The following is a 22,467-nucleotide window of genomic DNA, read 5'->3' as shown; positions in this document are numbered from 1 at the left end:
TATTAAAGGGGGAACCTGTTAATTCGATGAGCAAATCACCGGAACCTGCGCCTCCGGAACTACTTTCCCCCGAGCTCTCGCTCTGGGCAAATACAGGTCCCGATGCCATCAGAATTCCAGCAAAAAGCATTACTAGTTTCTTCATAGTCTTCTTTTTAGTTTAAAAAAAATTAATTTTTATGATTATAATAGAATATTGTTGCACCAAATTAATATTTAAAATTCATAAAGCAATTTTTTTTATCGGGCGCTTTACAAAATTCATCGAAAAAATAGCGCCACTTACTAATTGATTAATACATTTTTTCATTAAAAAAATATAAAAACCTGATTTATAAGTATTTACAAAAGTCTATATTTTTTAAAAAAATATTAATAAAAAGGAAGAGAGGGCAAAAGAATAATGATTATTAGAATAATTCAATTTTTAAACGAGAAAACAACCGTTTTTAAAAAGAGGGCTAAGTAAGAAGGGTAAAGATTACTTTTACACCAAAGCACAGTTAAAATTAGCATTCATCGAGTAGCTAAAAGAGAGTATAGTCCCAGCTGGTTGTGAGAATCTGCCGAAAGAAAAATTAGGTCGCAAGTTTTAAGACGAAGGCAATATTCATACTAATACACCTACTCAAAACAGTAAAAAAACTTACAGATATGAGGAAATTCCTGTATCTAGTCAGCTGTAGCAGCATCTACCATGTTGGTAGAACCAACATAAAAAGGAACTCTCTGGTGCAAGGATTTAGGTTGAATGTCCAGGATACGCTGTTTACCATCTGTTGCCTTGCCTCCTGCTTGTTCACATATGAAAGCTAAAGCATTGCATTCATAATTCAACCTAAGTTTTCCATTAACAGATTTTTTATTAGCCGGGTAAATATAAATTCCTCCTTTTAGCAAATTACGATGAAAATCTGCCACTAACGAACCAATGTATCTTGCGGTATAATTTTGCTTCTTGCAAAACTTGATATATTTTATCACATGAGGTTCGAAGCTTTCATAGCTACCCTCATTAATGGAATAAATATTTCCGTCTTTTGGGATACGGATATTGGCATGGGAGAGGAAGAATTCGCCCAGGGAAGGATCATAAGTAAAGCCATTCACTCCCCTTCCTGTAGTATACACCATCATTGTAGAAGAGCCATATAGCAAATAACCTGCGGCTACTTGTTCCGAGCCTTTTTGTAGTACATCCTCCTGGCTAACGGGACCACCCACAGGAGATACTCTCCTGAAAATGGAGAAAATTGTACCTATTGAGACGTTTACATCTATATTCGAAGAACCATCTAAAGGATCCATTGCCACTATATACCTCCCATTCGGATTTTGAACATCCAATATTTCCTCATCTTCCTCAGAAACAATCGCACAAACTTCCCCTCCATTTTTCAAGGCACGAATAAAACGGATATTAGCAATCACATCCAACTTCTGTTGTTCCTCTCCTTGAACATTTTCGGTGCCATATGCCCCGCTAATACTCAATAAGCCAGCTCGATTTACCTCTCTGTGGATAATTTTCCCAGCCAGGGCAATATCTCTCAATAATTGAGATAATTCACCTGTTGCAAAGGCGAAATCGTTTTGCTTTTTCTTGATAAATCGATCTAATGTGATGCCTACAGGAGTAGCAATTCTGTTTTGCATGGTATAAATTTTTACTATTGCGCTAAATTATAAAAATTGCGACTTAATTTGCTGATTCAAGACAGAAAAGAAATTTTATGCAGGTTTTTAAATTTGGAGGGGCATCCATAAAGGATGCAAGTGCAGTACGTAATATGGCTCATATTCTGAAACGTTTCCCGAAAGAAAAATTAGTAGTAGTAGTATCTGCAATGGGAAAATCGACCAATGCCCTGGAAGCAATCCTGCATGCACATCTCGATAAAAAGAGCACTGCAGTACTTTTAAATGATTTTTATCAGTATCATCATACAATCATTCAGGATTTATTCATTGAGTCGGTAGTGATTGTTGATAAGCTAAAAAACCAATTAGCTATACTTCATGAGAATTTGTCAGGAACAAATAATCAAAATTATGATGCTTCTTACGACAGGGTGATTTCAAATGGAGAGTTTATTTCCTCAATAATCATTGAGGCATTCCTTCAACAGGAAAATTTTTTAGCCAAAAAATATGATGCTAATGAATGGATCAAAACTGATAGTACTTTTAGGGATGCCTCTATTGATTGGGCTACTTCAGAAAGAAAAATCTTTTCCGAAGTAAATAAAGCTTTTAAAGAAAAAGACATTGTCATCACTCAGGGGTTTATTGGGTCAAACAAAAACAGCGATATTACCACACTGGGAAGGGAAGGTTCTGATTTTACGGCAGCTATTTTTGCTTACTGCCTGAACACTAAATCCGTCACAATCTGGAAAGATGTACCCGGTATATTAAATGCTGATCCAAAGAAAATAGCCGATGCAAAATTATATGAGGAACTTTCCTATAAAGAAGCTGCTGAGATGACTTATTATGGAGCTTCGGTGATCCATCCCAAAACCATTAAACCTCTGGCAAATAAAAATATCCCATTATATGTACGCTCATTCCAGGATCCTGACAGAAGCGGTACCATCATCTACGATTGCCAAATTCAGAATCATATTCCCTGTATCATTATTAAAGAGAAACAATGTCTTATCACTTTCCAGGTAACAGATTTTACTTTCATCAATGAGAACAACCTATCCAGAATTTTCACTTCTCTTGATCAATTCAATATCAAAATCAATATGATGCAAAACTCTGCCATCTCATTCTCAATTTGTGTGAATGATGATTGGTACAAATTAGAAAAGCTCCTAAAACATCTGGAAAACGATTTTGATATATTATATAATAAAGAACTGGAGCTAATTACCATTAAAAACTATGAAGAAAGCTTGATTAGCGACATCAAACACGAGAGAAAAATTTACCTGGAGCAAAAGACCAGGAAGAATTTCCAGATGGTGGTGAAGCCTAAATAGAGATAACTTGATTTCAAATCTTACATTCCACCTCAGTTCGATTTAAATTTACGCTAAAACCCAATTAAAATGTTCCTGCTTGTGTGGGGCCGCCATTATCTATTAATCCAACTCACATTATGAAGAATTTCAACCATAAACATCCCTACTAATTTGTATAAATGGATAGTAAACAGCTAAATTCGTTTTTGAAAAACAGCTAAACAGGATATGGAGTTAAACGAAATTGCATCAGTTACAGGAAAAAGCGGATTATACAAAGTAGTAAAACCTTCCAGAACGGGAGTAATATTAGAATCTTTGGATAATCAGAAGAAGAAATTAATTGCCCATGCGCATGACAGGGTTTCTATTTTAGATGAAATATCGGTTTACACCACTGATGCAGAAGGAAATGTTCCTTTGCAGGATGTACTAATTACTATCAATAAGGAATTCGGTGATGATACCGGGATAGATAATAATGCCTCCAAGGAAGAAATCATGGCGTTTTTAAAACATATTTTGCCCAATTATGATGAAAATCAGGTATATCCATCCGATGTAAAGAAAATCATTGGTTGGTATGAGATTATCCGTAGAGAAGCTCCTGAAGTGCTGGAAAAGAAAAGCAAACAAGAAGACAAGAAGGGTGAAAAATAGTATTTGATTTTATTTAAAATGCTCCTTAAAATTATAAATTAAAACAGCTATTTAATTAAGGTCCTGAACTTCATTTACTTCAATAAAGTTATTCAGGACTTAATTAAAGATTCTATTGATGTTATCAAAAAAAGCAAAATACGCCATTAACGCACTAGTCTATTTGGTGAAAAATTCCAAAGATGCCCCTATAGCTATTGGCCAAATTGCGAAAGAACAGAACATTCCTCACAAATTTCTGGAAGCCATTCTTCTTGAGCTTAAAAAAGCTGAAATATTAATTAGCAAGAAAGGCAAATATGGAGGTTATTCTTTGAATAAAGCTCCTGAAAAGGTTCATATGGCTGAGATTATGCGCTTATTTGATGGTGCTGTAGCTTTGCTCCCCTGCGTTACTTACAAATACTATGAGAGGTGCGATGAATGTACTGATGAGGAAACCTGCGGTATCCGTGAAGTGTTTTTAGACATTAGAAATGAGACCGTCAAACGCCTGAAAGGAGCCACTCTGGCTTCTATTGTAAGAACTGAAGAGAAAAACGAGAGAATTCAGTCGAAGAAAAACGATTGAGTTTCGAACCTTAATTGAAGGTTATAATTCCATTTTTTTTGTCATGCCGGACTTGATCCGGCACCCAGTTAATCGGAGTACGTTCCTTTTATTCTGGAACTCTAAGACCAAGAGCCTGAATTAAGTTCAGGATGACATTAATTTGTTATCTTTTAGCCACTAATTCTGTGGTGAGTGTGTCCACTCACCACTGGCGCATCAATCTGTGGCGGTTCTTCCCCTCTTTGTCAACTGGAATTTTTATCTATTGTCAATTCTATTACTCGTCAATCACCATACCCTTAAAACCAGGCCTTTCAAATACTCGCCCTCAGGGTGGTAAATACTTACCGGATGGTCGGCTGGCTGATGCAACTGATGGATAATCTGTACTTCCCTGCCTGCACTTGCTGCTGCAGAAAATACAGCTATTCGGAATAACTCATTGGTAACAACCTGAGAGCAACTGAAGGTAAACAGCACTCCGCCTTCTTTAATATTTCTGAAAGCTTTTTCGTTGATGTTCCGATAGCCTTTTAAACCATTGTTCAACACACGCCTGTGTTTGGCAAAAGCAGGAGGATCTAAAACAATCACATCATACTGCTCGGGCATTTCATTCAGAAATGAAAATACATCTTTGCAAAACGATTCATGCGAAGCATTCTCATCAAAATTCAATTTGATATTTTCATCAGTCAGCTCAATGGCTGTTTTAGAGCTATCCACACTATGAACTAATTCAGCACCTGCTTTAAGTGCCGCTACTGAAAACCCTCCTGAATAACAGAAAGTATTTAGCACTTTTTTGCCTCGGCTGTAGGTTTCAAGAAGCTTTCTGTTTTCACGCTGGTCAACAAAAAAACCGGTTTTCTGTCCTGTTACTACATTTATATTGTATTCATTCCCGTATTCCTTAACCCTCCATTCTTCTTTTTCTTCCCCAAAAAGGAAAGCATCCTGATGTGTAATTCCTGAATCAAATGCCAATGTGTGCCCACTTTTATCATACACCGCTTTCAATTGATCGCTTAAAACCTTTTGTAGTATTTTTACAAAGACATCTTTTATGCGGTACATGCCGACAGTATGGGCTTGAAAGACTACACAACCATCATAATAATCAACTATTAGTGAAGGAAATCCGTCCCCTTCTCCATTGATCAAGCGGAAAACATTTGTTTCCTCATTCTTCCAAAGACCGGCCACTTTACGTAACTCAATAGCCTGTAGTAATTTTCTTTCCCAGAAAGCCTCATTGATTTCTTCCTCTTTAAAGCTTAGCATTCTCACACTGATGGACCCTGCCTGATAATAGCCCACTCCTATTAGTTTTTTAGAATGGTTTCTCACCTGAACAAAGTCACCTTCAGCCAAATTTTCCGGCAGCTCTTGTATGGCTCCGGAGAAAATCCAGGGATGGAAACGTTCTAAAGATTTTTCTTTTCCTTTTTTAAGGATAATAGTTGGGTAGTTCATTGGCGCAAAGGAACTAAAGATTCACCATATAATACGGGAATAACATCATAAATACTTTCCTGAATACAGAACTCAATGTCATCAATTACATTCAATTTGCCCAGCCTTTTTGCATGTGCGGAATTCTTCATATAAGAAGCCATATCATTTTTGGCAGTCAGGTACATGGCTTCCGCTGCCAATGGCGCATCGCAAGCAAATTCAAAATCATTTTTCAATGCATGGCATAAAGCTCCAGCAAATAAGGTGTCCTCCAGATTAAACTTCCCTTTCCAGCCTGCACAAACTATAATTATATCCTCCTCTTGCAATTTGAGGTATTCTGTAAGGGCAGCAATATTTAAAAATGCACCTATCAATATTTCTTTCGCATCTAAACTTTTATTCAAGGTCAAAGTGCCATTGGTAGTAGTCACAGCTACTTTTTTGCCCACCACTCTTTCCTTCATATACTCAAAAGGAGAATTGCCCATATCAAAACCTTCCGCCCTTGAGCCATCACGTTCCGCAGCGGCTAAATAGCCTTGGCTTTGTAATGCCAGGCATTCCTCCAGCGTAGAAACAGGTACTATCTCTTTTACTCCATGGGCCAGGCCTGTTACCATGCAGGATGTAGCTCGGAGGATATCAACAATCACTGCAATTTTATTATCCAAACTATATTGATGTAACAATTCCGGAGTAAGGCAAACATCAATGGATTTGGTGTGGTGTACGTCTTGAGTCATAATTGGTATATAAAGCTGAAAACCGGATATTTAGCCGGTTTTCAAAAAATATTGATAATATTTATAATCAGCTATTAAATCAAAGGCAATTTCTTCACTACCGCCTTAATTTTATTCTTTCTTACGGCTATATAAATTTCTGTTTCGGGAGCGGCAAATTCTTTTTCCACATAACCCAGCCCTATTCCATGGCCCAGGTTGGGAGACTGTGTCCCGGAAGTTACATGTCCGATCGTATTACCTTCAGCATCCAAAATTTCATATCCGTGGCGTGGAATACCCCTATCGATCATGTGGAAGCCCACTAATTTACGTTTAACGCCTTCTTCTTTTTGTTTTTTAAGGTTTTCACTGTTCACAAAATCCTTAGTGAATTTAGTGACCCAGCCCAAGCCTGCCTCTAAAGGAGAAGTGGTATCATCAATGTCATTTCCATATAAGCAATAGCCCATTTCCATTCTTAAAGTATCCCTTGCTCCTAACCCAATCGGCTTAATACCAAATTCTTTACCAGCTTCCATTATTTTATTCCAGATGGAAACTGCGTCTTTATTATGCACGTAAATCTCGAAACCACCTGCGCCTGTATAACCGGTGGCCGAAATGATAGCGTATTCTGCTCCTGCAAAATCACCTACCTCAAAAGTATAAAATTTGATCTCAGATAAGTTAACAGAAGTAAGCTTTTGTAGTGCTTCAGTAGCTTTAGGACCTTGCACAGCAAAAAGGGAAAAGTCATCAGAAATATTTCTCATCTCTGCTCCAATGGACTCATTCTGCTTAGAAATCCAGTTCCAGTCCTTTTCAATGTTAGAAGCATTTACTACTAACAAATATTCATTTTCCCTGATATAATAAACCAATAAATCATCTACAATTCCACCTTTATCATTAGGGAGGTAAGCATATTGTGCTTTTCCTTCTGTAAGTTTTGAGGCATCATTACTACAGACTTTTTGAACCAACTCTAATGCTTTTGGACCTTTCACAAGGAATTCCCCCATATGAGAAACATCAAAAATACCGACAGCCTCACGAACTGTCTTGTGTTCCTCTATCAATCCTGAGTAGGAAACCGGCATATTATAACCTGCAAAGGGCACCATTTTAGCCCCTAATTGTTCGTGTACATCGTTTAAAGCTACTTTTTTCAATTCCATAGTATGATGATATTTATTGGATTTTAAAACCAGCCGGATGATTACAACCTGACTGCTTTACTATTAACACTTTCAGACTGCAAAAGTATGGAAATAAACCGATTTTGGAAGGGGATTGGGGGAGATTAAACTTTTGGAAAAGGTGATACTACAGCATGACTAGGATTTTATCAGTAAGTGGGCAGCAGGAGCGATTCAATTACTCAATTATAGTATGGAAAAACAACTACAGATACCAAAAACTAAAGCTCCAAAACTTCAACATTCCAAATCATACCATCGTATCTAAAAATATAAGAACCCTTAAAAAATCAGCTATCAACCTTAAACTATTTTTTATGACAGCATATATCCACAATCGCCATTTTTTTAAAATAATAAAAGCCTTTTCGCAGAGTTTCCTCTTACTATTCTTCCTCCCTTCCATCCTAACCTGCTTTATGAGTTACGGCCAACAGGAAATTAAACCCGTAGATAAAAAAATTGACGGCCATATTTTTAAACCCACTGCACTTAAGCCTACAAATGAAAATATTTCTAATCTGAAATTGCCTAAAGGTTTTCAAATAAATGTGTTTGCAGAATCTTTAAATAAACCCAGGATTATTAAAATATCGGATGATGGAACAATATACATCACCAGGCGAGAGGATAATGACCTGATGATGTTGAGGGACACGAACGGGGACGGAAAAGCTGATAGCCAACAACCTATATGGAACAAAGATCAATTACATGGCATTGCCATTGACGGCAATCGAATGTTTTTAATAACTGTAGCCACTGTTTATGTAGCTAATATCAAAGAAGATGGAACTATAGATGAACCGGAAATAATTATTGAGGGCCTCCCGGAAGGTGGACAGCACCCGAACAGAACACTTGCCATTGGGCCTGATGATAAGTTGTATATTTCAGTGGGCAGTACATGCAATGCCTGTGATGAAACCAGTGATAAAAATGCGACAATATTAAGAGCCAATAAGGACGGATCGAAGCTTGAAATATTTACAAAAGGTTTAAGGAACACAATAGGCTTTGATTGGCATCCCGAAACAGGTGAATTATATGGCATGGATCACGGTATAGACTGGCTGGGAGATGATGACCAAAAGGAAGAGCTTAATAAAATCGAAAAAGACAATGACTACGGATGGCCCTATATTTATGATGACAGCCAATTCAACCCCGCAGACGAACCTCCCAATATGTCATACGAGGAGTATGCTGCTAAATCCACTGAACCATTATTATTTCTTACTGCGCATTCAGCGCCCATGGATATGATATTTTATGAAGGAGATATGTTTCCTAAAGGGTATCAGAATGATGCTTTTCTTGCCTTGCATGGCTCCTGGAACCGGGAGACACCTGTGGGTTACAAAGTGGTAAGGATTAAATTTAAAGATGGCCAGCCACGGGAATTTGAAGATTTCTTAAGTGGTTTCCTGGCTGAAAATAATAAAAGTCAATTTGGCAGACCTGTTGGCGTGGCTCAACATCCTGATGGTTCGTTGTTTATTACTGATGATTCTGGTGGTATGGTGTATAGGATAAGTTACATAAAATAGTACGTACTCCACTCTAAGCAGTGGAACTTTTCAAAGTTCAAAACTTTAGAAAAGCTCTGAAAAACTATTAGCGTAGGTGTTATTTCATTTTAAGAAAAAGCAAAGCAGTGGAAAAAGCATCCCCAAGGGCTGTGTGCCTTTCTAAAGCTTCTATGCTATATCGCTTCAAAAGTGCATCTAAAGAGTAGTTTTCGGGCTCTATTTTAATTGAAGTATCTTTCTTACGATCATTTTCAATAGCAAGATTAGCAGTATCTATCACTTGATTGACCAAGCGAACTCCAGGAAAATTTTCGGATAAATATCTGTTAATTAAACCAACATCATGTTTTGCATGGTGTGCTACTAAAACAGCATTTCCAATGAAATCCAGGAATTCAAGAAGTGCTTCCTTAACTTCCTTTTTCTCCTCTTTTCCTGTAGCCATAATTTCATGAATGTGCACATTTCCCTTAACTCCTGATTTTCCAGTATGAATAAAACATTCAAAAGTCTCCCTCAATGCAATGCTGTTATCCTTTACTTTTACAGCTCCAATTGACAATAATTGCGCACTAGATATAGTGAGCGAGGAAGACTCAGTATCAAACACTACATAAGAGGTATCTGCTTCAACTCCGGGTTTGTTGACTGCGAAATAATTGGTTATTTCTTCCGGATAATTGGTTTTCTTACTATTTCTCCAAAAGTTAAATTTCATTTTTTCAGGAAAAATAATTTAGTTGAAACCTTAATTCAATCATTTGCTGTAGCTCATTAATAGGTTCAAAGGAGTTCCTTAAAACCTGCCTATCGAACTTTGAAATTTGTTTTATAAGAATAAAACGACCCGAATCATTGTTTCTGATTCCTTCTGAAGCCCGGAAATGCATCAGGAATTCATAGGCTTGCGCTGCTTGCAGGTATAGCTCTTTGCGTGATTTGTCTTGCTCAGCTAAAAAGCGATATCGCTCAACTGTGTTTTTAATGGTGACATTTCCTGCCTCAAGGCATAAAACCCGTGCAATATCAGTCAGGGGCATTAAAGCCCTGGCTTTCAAATCAAATTCTTCTTTGTGCACACCTGATCTTTCCACTACAAAATTTTTAAAGAAGCTTAGTGGTGCGGGATTTTTTGTGGCATTTTTTGCCAGAAAATTCAGAAAAATTTTATGGGATTGCACTTCGTTTTTAAGGAAACTATTCAACATTTGAACCAACTCCTCTTCACCATAAATATATCTGTAATCGAAAAAAATAGTAGATAGCAAAAGTGCTTCTTTTTCGGGGGAGTGAATCCACCCTTCAAAGCGATTTTTCCATTCAGAAATGCTCAGACACCAATCAGGATTTCTGGCCATCATGTTGGCAGGGCAATAAGCAAATCCTGCCTGAAAAAGAATACCATTTACTCGCCTGGCCAACTGAATAAAGTATTCTCGTGTATAATTTAACTGCGCAGCATTTACATTCCCAAAAATGAGTGCATTATCCTGATCTGTCCGTAACAATTGCTCTTCTCTTCCTTCACTCCCTAAAGAAATCCAGGCAAAAGGAACATCAGGTCTATAATATTTCTCTTCATCCAGTGCAGCTAAAGAGAATTGAATAGCTTTTTTAATGAGTGCATCGTTAATCGTGGTAATGAGTTGAGAAATAACAGCTGTTTTGATATTTTGCTCAAGATAATATCTTAAGAAATGATCTACATTATTTCTATGAAAGCATAATTTTTCTACATTTTCAGCAGACTCGATATTATATAAAATAGAAAATGGATTGAATTGCAGATGTGAAAATAAAGTTTGCTGACTGAAAACACCTACCACCTCTTCCTCTTTAGTAATAAGCAAATGTTTAATATTATGCTTCAGCATGCTTATCAGGTATTCAGCCAGGGGAAGCCCCAACTGCTTCGCAATTAAATTAGTAGACATTATTGTGGAAACAGGATCCTCAATGGAAAATGTCCCTCCGGCTACTTTTGCCCTAAAATCAGTGTCAGTAACAATTCCAACAGCTTTCCCTTCCTCATTGGTTACTACTATACCATTGGATGCTTTAGCTGTCATTTCAAGTGCAGCTGATTTTATAGTAGTATTGGATTTCACAAGCAGAAGTGGCTCGCTTAACTCTTCCAATGGTTTTTGCCAGCTTAAGAAATCAGAAACCTTATCTGGATCGCTTTGTCTGTAGAGGGTATTAAGTCCGGTAGGTTTTTGACCGGAAGCCAATCCTGAAGCAAAAAACAAACTTACATTATTGTTTGACTCCACTATTGGCTTGAAAACAGAAAGAGGAAAAGCATACACCAGAGATTCTTCCTGACAAAATGCTTCGAAAACATAAGGATTGCCAGTCAGCATGGCTCTTACACCAAACAACTCGCCCTCATCACAGATATCTATCAGTTTTTTTTGAGCATCAACAGTTTCACGTAACAGCACCTGGCCTTCTTTCAGGAAATAAATAAAGGGCCTGGCTTTTTCCTTATGCTTAAAAACTGATTCTCCTTTTTTAAAATAGAGTACCTCGGCCTCTTCGCTTAAGCTGCTTATTTCATCAGTCTTTAAGCTATCAAAAGGAGGAAATCGTACAATAAAATCAGCTATTTTAGAAGAAATAATATTAGCCATCTGCCTTCATCTTTTTATGATCTCTGAGTTTTTCGTCATTTAAGTATTTACATATCCATAGTAAAAACAGCACTACCGCAAAACTCCTTACCGCCAGGCATTTGGAGATGAATACTCCAGACATTATTTGGCGCCTTTTTTTATTTCTTCTACAACTTCCGGGTTAAGCAAAGTGGATGTATCGCCTAAGTTGCTGGTATCACCCTCTGCAATTTTCCTCAAAATCCTTCTCATGATCTTACCGGAACGGGTTTTAGGCAATCCAGAAACAATTTGAATTTTATCAGGCTTAGCAATCGGCCCAATGATATTTCTAACTGTCTCACTGATTTCATTCACCAGGTTGGCTTCTGTTCTGTTTTCCAAATCACAAATCACATAAGCATATATTCCCTGCCCTTTTACTTCATGTGGATAACCTACCACAGCAGACTCTATCACTTTAGGGTGCTCATTAATGGCATTTTCTACTTCAGCGGTACCCATTCTGTGGCCTGAAACATTAATTACATCATCAACTCTTCCTAATATTCTATAATAGCCATCTTCATCCCGTTTTACTCCATCTCCTGTGAAATACATGCCTTTATAAGTAGAAAAATATGTCTGTTTACATCTTTCATGATCTCCGTAAGTGGTTCTTAAAATACTTGGCCATGGAAATTTTATACAAAGGTTTCCTTGCACACTATTTCCTTTCAACTCCTTTCCCTCCTGATCTACTATCATCAATTGAACACCGGGCAATGGCAATGTAGCGTAAGAAGGTTTAGTGGGTGTTACTCCTGCAATAGGTGAAATCATAATTCCACCAGTTTCTGTTTGCCACCATGTATCTACTACCGGACATTTCATTTTCCCTATGTGCGAGTGATACCAATGCCAGGCCTCTTCATTAATGGGTTCTCCCACTGAGCCAATTACTTTCAAAGAACTCAAATCATGTTTTTCGGTAGGTTCAGTTCCAAAAGCTTGCAGTGCCCGGATGGCTGTTGGTGCGGTATAAAATTGATTTACTTTATATTTAGCTACAATTTCCCAAAACCTTCCTGCATCAGGGTAAGTGGGTACTCCTTCAAACATTAAGGTGGTGGCACCTGCCAACAATGGACCATAAACAATATAAGAATGTCCGGTAATCCATCCCACATCGGCTGTGCACCAATATATATCTCCGGGCTGATATTGAAATACGTTTTCGAATGAGTATTTTGTGTAAACCATGTAGCCGCCAGTAGTATGCACCACTCCTTTAGGTTTGCCTGTTGAACCAGAGGTATAAAGGATAAAAAGCATGTCCTCAGCGTCCATAACTTCTGCCTTATTTTCTTCCGATTGCCCTTTGATAGCCTCATGCCACCAGATATCACGGCCTGCTTTCATTTCTACTTCATCACCGGTTCGCTTATAAACGATAACACTTTCAACAATCCCCGAGGTTTTCTCAATGGCTTCATCTACCACAGCTTTTACAGGAATTGATTTCGCGCCTCTGTAATTGCCATCGGAAGTCAATATCATTTTAGCATGACAATCAATGATACGATCAGCCAAAGCATTGGCAGAAAAACCTGCAAATACTACCGAATGAACTGCTCCAATACGGGCACATGCAAGCATGGCAATTGCGGCTTCAGGCACCATGGGCATATAAATAATTACTCTATCACCTTTTTTTACTCCGTTTGCTTTTAAAGTATTGGCGAATTGATTGACTTTATGAAAAAGTTCTTTGTAGGTTAAAGTGCGATTGTTTTCTTTGGGATCATTAGGTTCCCAGATAATAGCCGGGTTATCTCCCAAAGTATAAAGGTTTTTCTCGAAAATGTTTTCAGTAATATTCAACTTGCCATTTACAAACCACTTAACATCCGGGCCATCAAAATTCCAGTCCAATACCTTATCCCATCTCTTCTGCCAGTGAAAGGAGTCTGCAATACGTGCCCAAAAGCCTTCCGGATCCTGCACACTTCTCTGATACTCATGAATATAGCCGCTTAAGGTGTGAATTTTATCGCTCATAATTTTTATATTTTAATTAAAAAATCTCATTTACTTTTTTTACTAATTCTTTGGTTGAAAAAGGCTTTTTCAGGTACAGATCAGCTCCTACTGAAAGGCCTTTTTGAATATCTGAATCTTTTGCTTTTGCTGTAAGAAACACCACTTTAATGTGGGCTGTCTTGTTATTTTTTTTAATAAACTCGCATACCTCAAAACCATCCACTTCTGGCATCATAATGTCAAGGATTAATGCATCAGGTAGTTCCTTTTTCACAATTTCAATGGCTTCTCTTCCATTTCGGGCAATAAAAACTTCATACCCTTCCTTTTTCATAAGGAACTCAAGGGACAATAAAATATTAGGTTCATCGTCAACTATTAAAATTTTCTTCATTCAAATAACTTTGCTGCTCTGTTAAACTTTTATTTAATTTTGCGGGGAGTGTGAAAATAAATTTCGAACCATGCTGTTCATTGCTTTCCACCCAAATTTTCCCATGATGGTATTCAATAATTTTCTTACAAATACTTAAACCTAAACCACTTCCTTTTGGCTTCTTTCGTGTTTGATCCGGTGCCTGATAAAATACGTCAAAAATGGAATGTTGAATTTCCTTCATAATTCCCTTCCCATTATCTATTACTTCCACCACAAAATTACCCTCTACCTGCTTACTAACTATTTGTATTTTTCCAGCTTTAGCATCGCAAAATTTAATCGCATTAGAAATTAAATTAAGCAAAACCTGAATTAACCTGTCATTATCCCCATAGATATATTCACTGCTTTCTTCCAGCTTAGTAGTTAATTCAATACCTCTTTGTTCTAATAATGTTTGAACGGATTGAATGGCCTCTAGTATTAATTCATTAATTTTTAAATATTCCAAATGAAATTCCTGTTTGCCGCTATTAAACTTTTCCAGATCCAATACCTGGGAAATAAGCCTGTCCATTCGCTCTGTTTCCTTTATGATGGTATTCAGAAACTGTTGTTTATCACCTAAAGAAATATCACTATTGTCATGCAAAATCTCTGAAAAGGCTCTAATAGAAGTTATCGGAGTTCTCATTTCGTGCGTTATTGTACTGATAAATTCATCTTTTGTATGATCCATTTTCCTCAGCTTCTCATTACTGCTAAATAATTCCTTTGTAACCTCTTCCAGCGCCTGTGACTTTTCTTTCAATTGTTTATTTACAATCACAATCTGCTGTGTTTCTTTCAAAATATCAAGCACTTCTTTGGTGGATATCTCCTCCTCTTTTAGGGTGGTACTAATTAAAAGCCGGGCAGAAGAAGAGCCAATCAGACCGGCTAAAGTTCTTTCTACTGAGTTTACCAATTTAGAATCTGCCCTGTCTTCCTTTTTCAGGCTTAAATTATACTTATACTCATACTCTTTCAGAATTTCTTTGGTTTTTCGAACACCCACAAAATGAGTTAGCAATTCTTCAATGTCCTGAACATAAGCTGTTCCCTTCCAGACCATAGTTGATTCAAACTCTTTGGAATATTTGAATACATCTACAAATACCTCTGCCTGATTTCTCTCTTTAGAGCTTTGCATAAACCTGAGAGATAGGAAAACATACAATGAAGTATTGATTAGCAAACTCCAAAAAAGTGAAGCCGGAATTTTATTCATTGGCAAACCAAAAGCCTGTCCATCTGCTAAAGGAATAAAATTAAAAAGTTTATCATTTTGAATAAGGAAAGAAATAAATCCCGTCTGGTCAATAGTAGGCAATACCAGGAATAGAAACCAAATAGTAAAGCCCGCAACCAAACCGCTTATTGCCCCCTTTTTATTTCCTTCTTTCCAGAAAATACCTCCAATTACCGCAGGAGCAAATTGCGCTACCGCTACAAATGAAATTAAACCAATGGAAACAATTGAAAAACGAAAACTTATTAAACTGTAGTACGCATAGCTTAATAGTAAAACCAGAAGTATGCTTGCCCTGCGGATATTCAATAAAAACCTGCTAAAATTGCCTTTATTAAATCTGGTGAATTGTTTATTACTCACCAAATAAGGAAAAATCAGGTTGTTACTGATCATGATACTGAGGGCAATTGTAGAAACTATAACCATACTGGTACCGGCAGCAAAACCTCCTAAATAAACAAATATGGCAAGAAAATCCTGAGAGAGTAAAATAGGAATGGCTAGGACAAAAGTATCTGATAAAACTTCACTCTGCCCGGAAAACATTACTTTCCCTGCAAAAGCAATAGGTATTACAAAAATATTGATCACCAAAAGGTAGAGAGGAAACAGCCATATAGCTTTATCCAGGTGTTTTTCACTCGTATTTTCTTTAATGGAAACATGGAATTGCCTCGGTAAAAACATAAATGCCATCATTGACAACATGTTGAGCCAAAACCACTCTGAATAACCGCCATTGGAATCTAAAGTAGTTAAACCGCTAAGTGATGGATCATTCTCTACATGAGAGAAAATATCACTAAAGCCATCAAAAACCACGAAAGTGATAAAAAAGCCGACTACTAAGAAAGCTACCAGTTTTAAAATTGACTCAAAAGCAATGGCGGTTACCATCCCTTCCTGTTTTACTGTGGCATCTATATTTCTGGTGCCAAATAGGATGGTGAAAAATGCAAGGCCTATGGTGATATAAAGCGTATAATCATTAAAAATATGACCGGAAATTGCAGCATCCGAACTGCTTACCAAATTTGAACCAGATACCATTTGAAAGCTGGAAGAGATCGCTTTCAACTGAATAGAGATATAAGGAATAATTCCTAACACACAGAATATAGCCACAAGTCTACCCAGCGCAACTGATTTACCATACCGTGTTGAAATAAGATCCGCAATAGTGGTAATTCTGTAGACTTTGCTTATTCTGATGATTTTTTTAAAGATCAACCACCAGATGGGGGCCAGTAGTGTAGGCCCAATGTAAGTAGCCAGGAAGTTCAAGCCCGACTCAGCAGCATTTCCCACTGATCCATAATAGGTCCAGGCGGTACAGTAAACAGCCAGACTTAAGGCGTAGATGTAAGGGTTTTTTAATAAACTTTTTCCTTTTTTCGCCCGGTATTCACCAAAATAGGCTACCAGAAACAATAAAATCAGGTAACCTACAGAAATTAATATGACTACCCAATTGCTGATCATTTTCTGTTGCTATTTATATTTTTTCTCATAAATACAATGAGAACAATAATGAATAAAACCCATACAATAAACATGTACAGGTATAAAACAGGCACCCCTAAATAGCTTTGAAAAGTATTGAAAACAGCAATAAATGGAAAATTGAACAGTATAATAAATAGTACACTGATAAATGCCAATCTCTTTGCTGTATCTCTTAATACCATGGTAATTCAATCTACTAAAAATAAAGAGAACAGTAAAGACTTACTGTTCTCTTTAGCAATCCATCTAACAATTATTAATGAGTGTCAGGTGCAACTCCTGCTCCTCGTGGAAACCTGATATCATCCACAATGTCCATAACATGTTGTGGTGGAGGTGGAGTCATGGAACTTACTATAAATGATACAAGAAAGTTTACGACCATACCTACAGTTCCAAATCCTTCCGGAGAAATCCCAAACCACCAATCAGCAGAAGTGGTTTCCCCAAAGGCATTAAACTTAAATGCTATCATGTAAAATAGCGTGATGGATAAGCCTGAAATCATACCCGCAATGGCTCCCTGCTTGTTCATTCGTTGGTAGAATATACCCATTATAATAGCAGGGAAAAAGGATGCTGCTGCCAAACCGAAAGCAAGTGCTACCACTGCGGCAACAAAGCCCGGAGGATTAATACCAAAGTAGCCAGCTATAACCACTGCAACAATAGCAGATCCCCTGGCAATCCACAGTTCCACACTATCGGTAATATTAGGAGCAATCTGCTTTTTCACCAAATCGTGCGATACAGAAGTTGAAATCACCAAAAGCAAACCTGCTGCTGTAGAAAGAGCCGCTGCAAGGCCTCCTGCTGCTACCAGTGCCACCACCCAGTTAGGCAGTTGTGCAATTTCAGGATTAGCTAACACCATAATGTCTCTGTCTATGGTCAATTCATTTCTTTCATCATTTGCCACATATTGAATAACTCCATCATTATTTTTATCTTTAAAAGTAAGTAGTCCCGTTTTCTCCCAATTTCTAAACCATTCTGGCATGCTGGAGTAACTATTATTACTTACTGTTTCAATGAGGTTGGTCCTTGCAAAAGCAGCCACTGCAGGAGCACTGGTATAAAGAATAGCTATAAATACTAAAGCATAGCCTGCAGAAAGACGGGCATCTTTTACTTTCGGCACTGTAAAAAAACGTACGATTACGTGGGGTAAACCGGCTGTACCTACCATTAATGCAGCAGTAATAAAGAAAACGTCAATCATTGATTTAGATCCACTGGTATATTCGGCAAAACCTAATTCCACATGCAATCCATTCAATTTATCAAGTAAATAGGTTTCGCTACCTGTAACAGTTGAACCAAAACCCAACTGAGGAATGGGATTGCCAGTCAGCTGTATAGATATAAAAATGGCAGGAACCATAAATGCAAAAATAAGGATCACATACTGCGCCACCTGCGTATAAGTAATTCCTTTCATGCCACCTAAAACTGCATAGAAGAAAACAATAGCCATTCCTATGTAAACTCCGGTATTGATATCAACCTCCAGAAAGCGACTAAATACAACACCAACACCTCTCATTTGCCCCGCCACATAAGTGAACGATACAAAAAGTGCACAGATTACCGCAACAGTTCTGGCCGTATTGGAATAGTATCTGTCACCAATAAAATCAGGCACTGTGAATTTTCCGAATTTCCTGAGATAAGGAGCAAGCAATAAGGCTAACAATACGTAACCACCAGTCCAGCCCATTAAGTAAACAGCACCATCATAGCCGGCAAAAGAAATAATACCTGCCATTGAAATGAAAGAAGCCGCTGACATCCAATCGGCTGCCGTTGCCATTCCGTTAGCCAAAGGAGAAACTCCTCCTCCTGCGACATAAAACTCTTTTGTTGATCCGGCCCTTGACCAGATAGCAATTCCTATATAAATAGCGAAAGTGACTCCCACTAATAAATATGTCCATATTTGTACATCCATCGTTAAAGATTTTAGAGTGTTAAAAATTATTTTTCATCTACATCAAACTCCTTATCCAGCTTGTTCATCAGACGAACGTACACGAATATCAGAATTACAAAAACATAGATTGACCCTTGCTGGGCGAACCAAAAACCGAGAGGAAATCCCGCTATTTTAATGGTGTTCAATGGTTCAACCAGTAAAATCCCAAAGCCATAGGACACTATAAACCAGATGATGAGTAGAATGAGTAAATACCGAAGATTTCTCTTCCAATAGGCTTTCATACTTGCTTGTTTTTCAGTCATAATTGTTGGTTTTATAAGAATATGTGAAGTTGTAATCTGAGTTGTTGTACTCCGTTGGGGTTACCGTTTACATCCAGCCCACCTTCCAGTGGATTGTTGGAAATAGTATGGTACTCCAGGGTGATTTTAGCATTATGGCCGTTTACAAAATAATTGACCCCAGCATCAAAAGCATTCAGGTTATCGTTGTAAGCCTCATAATTGCCTGATTGAAAAGCCACATAAGGCATCAATTTTGCTTTCCCTATATAGTAGCCCAATTGGCCATAAATATTGGTTCCTGTACCTGCCCAGCGCGACATGTAATTTTCGCCATAGTTGAAATTGATCACAGATGCATAAGCATTAATAGCATTTCCGGAAGAACCGAGTGGCGCATCATAAAATATATCAGCTGCCAAATGAGTCACATTTTCATGTTCATCAGTTGCATTGTTATACATCCCATTAGGATGAGCAAAGAAGCCTAAACCTACACCTAATACTTTTTTATTACCCATATACGTACCTACCTGATAAGGTAGTTTAATGGATTCCGTATCTAAGAAGTTATAGCGGAAATAGCCTTCTACAATTGCATTTCCAACAGGATCGCCATCTGCATTAGGCTCAATACTTCCCGTGTAAGTCAGATCGCTATCCACCCCACCATTAGCAGAATTGATTAAATCGGCACCAGCACCCAATGCATTAGCAGGAGTCATGGGGTTATTGGCTGCAATTCTGTAGTCAAATTTACCTATCTGTCCTTTTGCATAAAACCCTATATGCCTTGCAAACTGATCGGTAATTCCTAAAGAATGCCATTGAACAAATGGACGGGTGTTGTCCATAGTCATAAAATTGAGTGTACTTTGGTTAGCCAATCTTGTAAGGCCTTTCCAATAATGTAATCCTCCTCCAATATAAAGCGCATCAGAGTTTTCCGTGACTTTAAATTCCGTCCAGGCATCATGTAAAAACATCTGAGGCCCGTCTCCCTGATTACCCAGTGCATTCATGTTTCCTGTAGTTAAATTATTTAACCCGAAGTGAGTTAAGATAAGAAATCGAGGTGAAATTTGGGCGAATGCCAGTATTCTGGATCTTCTGATCAATGAATTTAATCTTAATGGAGCATCATCAATTGCCAGATTGTTTGTTTGCAACCACTGCTGGTGCCATAGGATAAACCGCACATATTTGGTGCCGTCATCGGAGAGCTTTAAAGTAAGAGGTTTATAGGAATGATCAACTTCCTGTTGAGCAATGTTATCCCAAATCCTCTCTTTCGTTTTCGTTACATTATTCTTTGTTGTATCATTTTCAGCGGCTAGCGAAAAGTAAGCAAAACTGAAAACTACTACAGTAAGTAATATAAGTTTTTTCATGGGTGAAATTTTTATGGTGAACATTCACAAAACCAATGCTTTGCACCATAAAAATGATCTGCTAAAAACTTAATTACATTCTTTTATATATACTTTTGCTAATAGTATAGCTATTGTCTGAATCGCTCCCACCTAATCACCATATATTTATCTCCTAAGGAAGTGATCATCAAACCTGCTTCGCTTAAATTGTTTTCCTCTTGTACAAAACGGATTAATTCATTATGTGACAACACTTTATAAGTGGGATGATACTCATATTTCTCAGGTGATTTTATGTTATATTTCTTTACCCAATTGCTTACAGAAACATGGCTTACTCCTAGTACCCGTTCAATTTCCCTCATTGAAATTCCTTCTACATACAGTTGAAGTGCCTTCACTACATAATAAGAATCTATTTCCTTACCTACTTTACTTACTGTGAAATTATAATTACAACCCTTGCACTTGAATCTTTGTCTGTTTTTAATTATACCACTTTTCACAATTTCCTCGGACTGACATTTAGGACATATAGTTAATTTCATAATGTAAAAGAAGATGTAATAAAGTTAAAATAATATCAATATATATCAATTTAGCATATATATACTAATTTAGCAATATTTTATACTTACTTCATCATCATTACTAAAATTTTATACTGACTATACCCTATTAAGCAACACGTGATACTTAAAATCAACGATTCATCATTTACATTTTATAAGGTTTCTTTACTTAATTCGAAAATCATCAATTCAGTAGATGAAAATTGTTTAAAAGGATTAGTTGCCAGTAAAAGTATAAATCGCTTATTTAGTCGCTGGAAAATTTGAGCAATATGGACAAGACAATCATCAGTGGCATTCAGCAAATAGGAATTGGCGTTTCAGATGTACAAGCAGCCTTTACATGGTACAGGCAAAATTTCGGTATGAGTGTACCGGTATTTGAAGAAGCTGCTGAAGCTGCATTGATGTTGCCTTACACTGGTGGGGAGCCCAGAAGCCGCCATGCCATCCTGGCCATCAATATGCAAGGTGGTGGTGGTTTCGAAATTTGGCAATATACTTCCCGTACACCGGAAGCCCCAAAATTTATCCCCCAACTAGGTGATCTGGGCATCAATATCGCTAAGATGAAAAGCAAGGATGTGGAAGCTACTTTTGATCTTTTTAATAGAAGAGGTTTAAATGTTTTAGGAGGATTGGAAAAAGATCCAAATGGGAAATTCACTTTTTTTGTCAAAGATCCATGGGATAATATTTTCCAGATAGTATCAAGTACTTCCTGGTTTCAGAAAAGAAAAACCGCCCTTCCCGGTGGACCCAATGGAGCCATTATTGGCGTAACAGATATTGAAAATGCAAGGACATTATATTCTGACATTTTAGGCTATGATGAGGTTATTTATGAAGAAGAAGGTGTATTTGATGATTTAAAAGCTTTGCCTGGTGGGGACAAAAAAGTGAAGCGGATTTTATTAAGACATAGCAAACCGCGAGAAGGTGCATTCAGTCCGCTTTTGGGAGCCAGTGAAATAGAATTAGTGGTAGCCTCCAACAGAACCCCTAAGAAAATATTTGAAGATAGATTCTGGGGAGATTTAGGATACATCCATTTGTGCTATGACATTAATGGCATGCCAGCGCTTAAAGCGAATTGCGAAGCTAAAGGATTTCCCTTTACAGTTGATAGTGCCAACAGCTTTGATATGGGAGAAGCAGCCGGGCATTTCACCTATGTGGAAGACCCTGACGGTACTTTAGTAGAATTTGTGGAGACTCATAAAGTACCTATTATGAAAAAAATCGGTTGGTATTTAAATCTACAAAAACGTGATCCAAAAAAGCCATTGCCAAGATTTATGCTAAAAGCTATGGGCTTGAGTGAGGTGAAGGATTAGGTGCAATTGAATCAAGTGGTTCGTGAGACACGAACCACGGCTTT

General features: G+C 37.5%; 19 protein-coding genes. 5 read left to right on the top strand and 14 right to left on the bottom strand.

Features of this window, described 5'->3' with window-relative positions:
- Positions 1-672: 672 nt before the first annotated feature.
- The gene (fbp, locus tag JKA74_RS16080) at positions 673-1,656 is read right to left on the bottom strand and encodes a class 1 fructose-bisphosphatase (protein WP_201432246.1); all 984 of its coding nucleotides are present in this window, start codon (positions 1,654-1,656) and stop codon (positions 673-675) included.
- 77 nt (positions 1,657-1,733) lie between these two features.
- On the opposite strand from fbp, the gene JKA74_RS16075 reads away from it, so the two are divergent.
- From JKA74_RS16075 to JKA74_RS16065, 3 genes are all read left to right on the top strand, one after another.
- Positions 1,734-2,993, top strand: a complete 1,260-nt coding sequence (locus JKA74_RS16075; RefSeq protein WP_201432245.1) for an aspartate kinase — start codon at positions 1,734-1,736, stop codon at positions 2,991-2,993.
- Positions 2,994-3,203: 210 nt separating this feature from the next.
- A complete protein-coding gene (locus JKA74_RS16070) occupies positions 3,204-3,635 on the top strand; it encodes a DUF5606 family protein (protein ID WP_201432244.1) in 432 nt (143 codons plus the stop codon).
- Positions 3,636-3,753: 118 nt separating this feature from the next.
- Positions 3,754-4,206, top strand: a complete 453-nt coding sequence (locus tag JKA74_RS16065) for an RrF2 family transcriptional regulator (RefSeq protein ID WP_201432243.1) — start codon at positions 3,754-3,756, stop codon at positions 4,204-4,206.
- A gap of 270 nt (positions 4,207-4,476) precedes the next feature.
- Here the strand turns inward: JKA74_RS16065 and JKA74_RS16060 are convergent, their stop codons facing one another.
- The 3 genes from JKA74_RS16060 to gcvT all read right to left on the bottom strand — a co-directional run bounded on the left by JKA74_RS16060 (position 4,477) and on the right by gcvT (position 7,552).
- Positions 4,477-5,664, bottom strand: a complete 1,188-nt coding sequence (locus JKA74_RS16060; RefSeq protein WP_201432242.1) for a class I SAM-dependent rRNA methyltransferase — start codon at positions 5,662-5,664, stop codon at positions 4,477-4,479.
- Positions 5,661-6,392, bottom strand: coding sequence for a 2-phosphosulfolactate phosphatase (locus JKA74_RS16055; RefSeq protein WP_201432241.1), 732 nt, complete (start codon positions 6,390-6,392; stop codon positions 5,661-5,663). Before JKA74_RS16055 ends, JKA74_RS16060 begins: the two co-directional genes overlap by 4 nt.
- 74 nt (positions 6,393-6,466) lie before the next feature.
- On the bottom strand, positions 6,467-7,552 hold the full coding sequence (gene gcvT, locus JKA74_RS16050; RefSeq protein WP_201432240.1) for a glycine cleavage system aminomethyltransferase GcvT: 1,086 nt from the start codon (positions 7,550-7,552) through the stop codon (positions 6,467-6,469).
- A 440-nt stretch (positions 7,553-7,992) separates the two neighbouring features.
- Here gcvT and JKA74_RS16045 point away from each other — a divergent pair, with 440 nt between their 5' ends.
- The gene (locus tag JKA74_RS16045) at positions 7,993-9,123 is read left to right on the top strand and encodes a PQQ-dependent sugar dehydrogenase (RefSeq protein ID WP_201432239.1); all 1,131 of its coding nucleotides are present in this window, start codon (positions 7,993-7,995) and stop codon (positions 9,121-9,123) included.
- 79 nt (positions 9,124-9,202) lie between these two features.
- Here JKA74_RS16045 and JKA74_RS16040 read toward each other — a convergent pair whose 3' ends face one another.
- The 10 genes from JKA74_RS16040 to JKA74_RS16000 form a co-directional block, all read right to left on the bottom strand.
- Positions 9,203-9,823: a 3'-5' exonuclease gene (locus JKA74_RS16040; RefSeq protein WP_201432238.1), complete on the bottom strand. Its 621-nt coding sequence runs from the start codon at positions 9,821-9,823 to the stop codon at positions 9,203-9,205.
- A gap of 4 nt (positions 9,824-9,827) precedes the next feature.
- On the bottom strand, positions 9,828-11,738 hold the full coding sequence (locus JKA74_RS16035) for a DUF294 nucleotidyltransferase-like domain-containing protein (protein ID WP_201432237.1): 1,911 nt from the start codon (positions 11,736-11,738) through the stop codon (positions 9,828-9,830).
- Positions 11,731-11,862 (bottom strand): hypothetical protein, encoded by a 132-nt coding sequence (locus JKA74_RS20900; RefSeq protein ID WP_262895944.1) that lies wholly within the window; start codon positions 11,860-11,862, stop codon positions 11,731-11,733. The genes JKA74_RS16035 and JKA74_RS20900 overlap by 8 nt, the downstream gene beginning before the upstream one ends.
- Positions 11,862-13,760: an acetate--CoA ligase gene (gene acs / locus JKA74_RS16030; RefSeq protein ID WP_201432236.1), complete on the bottom strand. Its 1,899-nt coding sequence runs from the start codon at positions 13,758-13,760 to the stop codon at positions 11,862-11,864. The genes JKA74_RS20900 and acs overlap by 1 nt, the downstream gene beginning before the upstream one ends.
- A 16-nt stretch (positions 13,761-13,776) precedes the next feature.
- On the bottom strand, positions 13,777-14,136 hold the full coding sequence (locus JKA74_RS16025; RefSeq protein WP_201432235.1) for a response regulator transcription factor: 360 nt from the start codon (positions 14,134-14,136) through the stop codon (positions 13,777-13,779).
- Positions 14,114-16,897: a sensor histidine kinase gene (locus tag JKA74_RS16020; protein WP_201432234.1), complete on the bottom strand. Its 2,784-nt coding sequence runs from the start codon at positions 16,895-16,897 to the stop codon at positions 14,114-14,116. The genes JKA74_RS16025 and JKA74_RS16020 overlap by 23 nt, the downstream gene beginning before the upstream one ends.
- A gap of 280 nt (positions 16,898-17,177) precedes the next feature.
- A complete protein-coding gene (locus JKA74_RS16015; RefSeq protein ID WP_201432233.1) occupies positions 17,178-18,872 on the bottom strand; it encodes a sodium:solute symporter family protein in 1,695 nt (564 codons plus the stop codon).
- Between the two features lie 26 nt (positions 18,873-18,898).
- On the bottom strand, positions 18,899-19,162 hold the full coding sequence (locus JKA74_RS16010) for a DUF4212 domain-containing protein (protein WP_201432232.1): 264 nt from the start codon (positions 19,160-19,162) through the stop codon (positions 18,899-18,901).
- A gap of 11 nt (positions 19,163-19,173) precedes the next feature.
- Positions 19,174-20,532, bottom strand: coding sequence for a porin (locus JKA74_RS16005; protein WP_201432231.1), 1,359 nt, complete (start codon positions 20,530-20,532; stop codon positions 19,174-19,176).
- A gap of 110 nt (positions 20,533-20,642) precedes the next feature.
- Entirely contained in the window at positions 20,643-21,062 is a 420-nt protein-coding gene (locus JKA74_RS16000) for a transposase-like zinc-binding domain-containing protein (protein WP_201432230.1), read from the bottom strand.
- A gap of 296 nt (positions 21,063-21,358) precedes the next feature.
- On the opposite strand from JKA74_RS16000, the gene JKA74_RS15995 reads away from it, so the two are divergent.
- Positions 21,359-22,423, top strand: a complete 1,065-nt coding sequence (locus tag JKA74_RS15995; RefSeq protein ID WP_201432229.1) for a VOC family protein — start codon at positions 21,359-21,361, stop codon at positions 22,421-22,423.
- Positions 22,424-22,467 lie beyond the last annotated feature (44 nt).

It is taken from the genome of Marivirga aurantiaca (assembly GCF_016679925.1).
GTDB classification, from domain to species: Bacteria; Bacteroidota; Bacteroidia; order Cytophagales; family Cyclobacteriaceae; genus Marivirga; species Marivirga aurantiaca.
This window is presented reverse-complemented; position numbering and strand designations above follow the sequence as displayed.

What these genes read in the sequence shown, in the direction of transcription:
- JKA74_RS16000 (WP_201432230.1), bottom strand. Translation starts at nt 21,062, where the DNA reads ATGAAATTAACTATATGTCCTAAATGTCAGTCCGAGGAAATTGTGAAA.
- JKA74_RS16010 (WP_201432232.1), bottom strand. Translation starts at nt 19,162, where the DNA reads ATGACTGAAAAACAAGCAAGTATGAAAGCCTATTGGAAGAGAAATCTT.
- JKA74_RS16045 (WP_201432239.1), top strand. Translation starts at nt 7,993, where the DNA reads ATGAGTTACGGCCAACAGGAAATTAAACCCGTAGATAAAAAAATTGAC.
- JKA74_RS16055 (WP_201432241.1), bottom strand. Translation starts at nt 6,392, where the DNA reads ATGACTCAAGACGTACACCACACCAAATCCATTGATGTTTGCCTTACT.
- JKA74_RS16005 (WP_201432231.1), bottom strand. Translation starts at nt 20,532, where the DNA reads ATGAAAAAACTTATATTACTTACTGTAGTAGTTTTCAGTTTTGCTTAC.
- JKA74_RS15995 (WP_201432229.1), top strand. Translation starts at nt 21,359, where the DNA reads ATGGACAAGACAATCATCAGTGGCATTCAGCAAATAGGAATTGGCGTT.
- JKA74_RS16025 (WP_201432235.1), bottom strand. Translation starts at nt 14,136, where the DNA reads ATGAAGAAAATTTTAATAGTTGACGATGAACCTAATATTTTATTGTCC.
- gcvT (WP_201432240.1), bottom strand. Translation starts at nt 7,552, where the DNA reads ATGGAATTGAAAAAAGTAGCTTTAAACGATGTACACGAACAATTAGGG.
- JKA74_RS16015 (WP_201432233.1), bottom strand. Translation starts at nt 18,872, where the DNA reads ATGGATGTACAAATATGGACATATTTATTAGTGGGAGTCACTTTCGCT.
- JKA74_RS20900 (WP_262895944.1), bottom strand. Translation starts at nt 11,862, where the DNA reads ATGTCTGGAGTATTCATCTCCAAATGCCTGGCGGTAAGGAGTTTTGCG.
- JKA74_RS16075 (WP_201432245.1), top strand. Translation starts at nt 1,734, where the DNA reads ATGCAGGTTTTTAAATTTGGAGGGGCATCCATAAAGGATGCAAGTGCA.
- JKA74_RS16070 (WP_201432244.1), top strand. Translation starts at nt 3,204, where the DNA reads ATGGAGTTAAACGAAATTGCATCAGTTACAGGAAAAAGCGGATTATAC.
- JKA74_RS16035 (WP_201432237.1), bottom strand. Translation starts at nt 11,738, where the DNA reads ATGGCTAATATTATTTCTTCTAAAATAGCTGATTTTATTGTACGATTT.
- JKA74_RS16040 (WP_201432238.1), bottom strand. Translation starts at nt 9,823, where the DNA reads ATGAAATTTAACTTTTGGAGAAATAGTAAGAAAACCAATTATCCGGAA.
- acs (WP_201432236.1), bottom strand. Translation starts at nt 13,760, where the DNA reads ATGAGCGATAAAATTCACACCTTAAGCGGCTATATTCATGAGTATCAG.
- JKA74_RS16020 (WP_201432234.1), bottom strand. Translation starts at nt 16,897, where the DNA reads ATGATCAGCAATTGGGTAGTCATATTAATTTCTGTAGGTTACCTGATT.
- JKA74_RS16065 (WP_201432243.1), top strand. Translation starts at nt 3,754, where the DNA reads ATGTTATCAAAAAAAGCAAAATACGCCATTAACGCACTAGTCTATTTG.
- fbp (WP_201432246.1), bottom strand. Translation starts at nt 1,656, where the DNA reads ATGCAAAACAGAATTGCTACTCCTGTAGGCATCACATTAGATCGATTT.
- JKA74_RS16060 (WP_201432242.1), bottom strand. Translation starts at nt 5,664, where the DNA reads ATGAACTACCCAACTATTATCCTTAAAAAAGGAAAAGAAAAATCTTTA.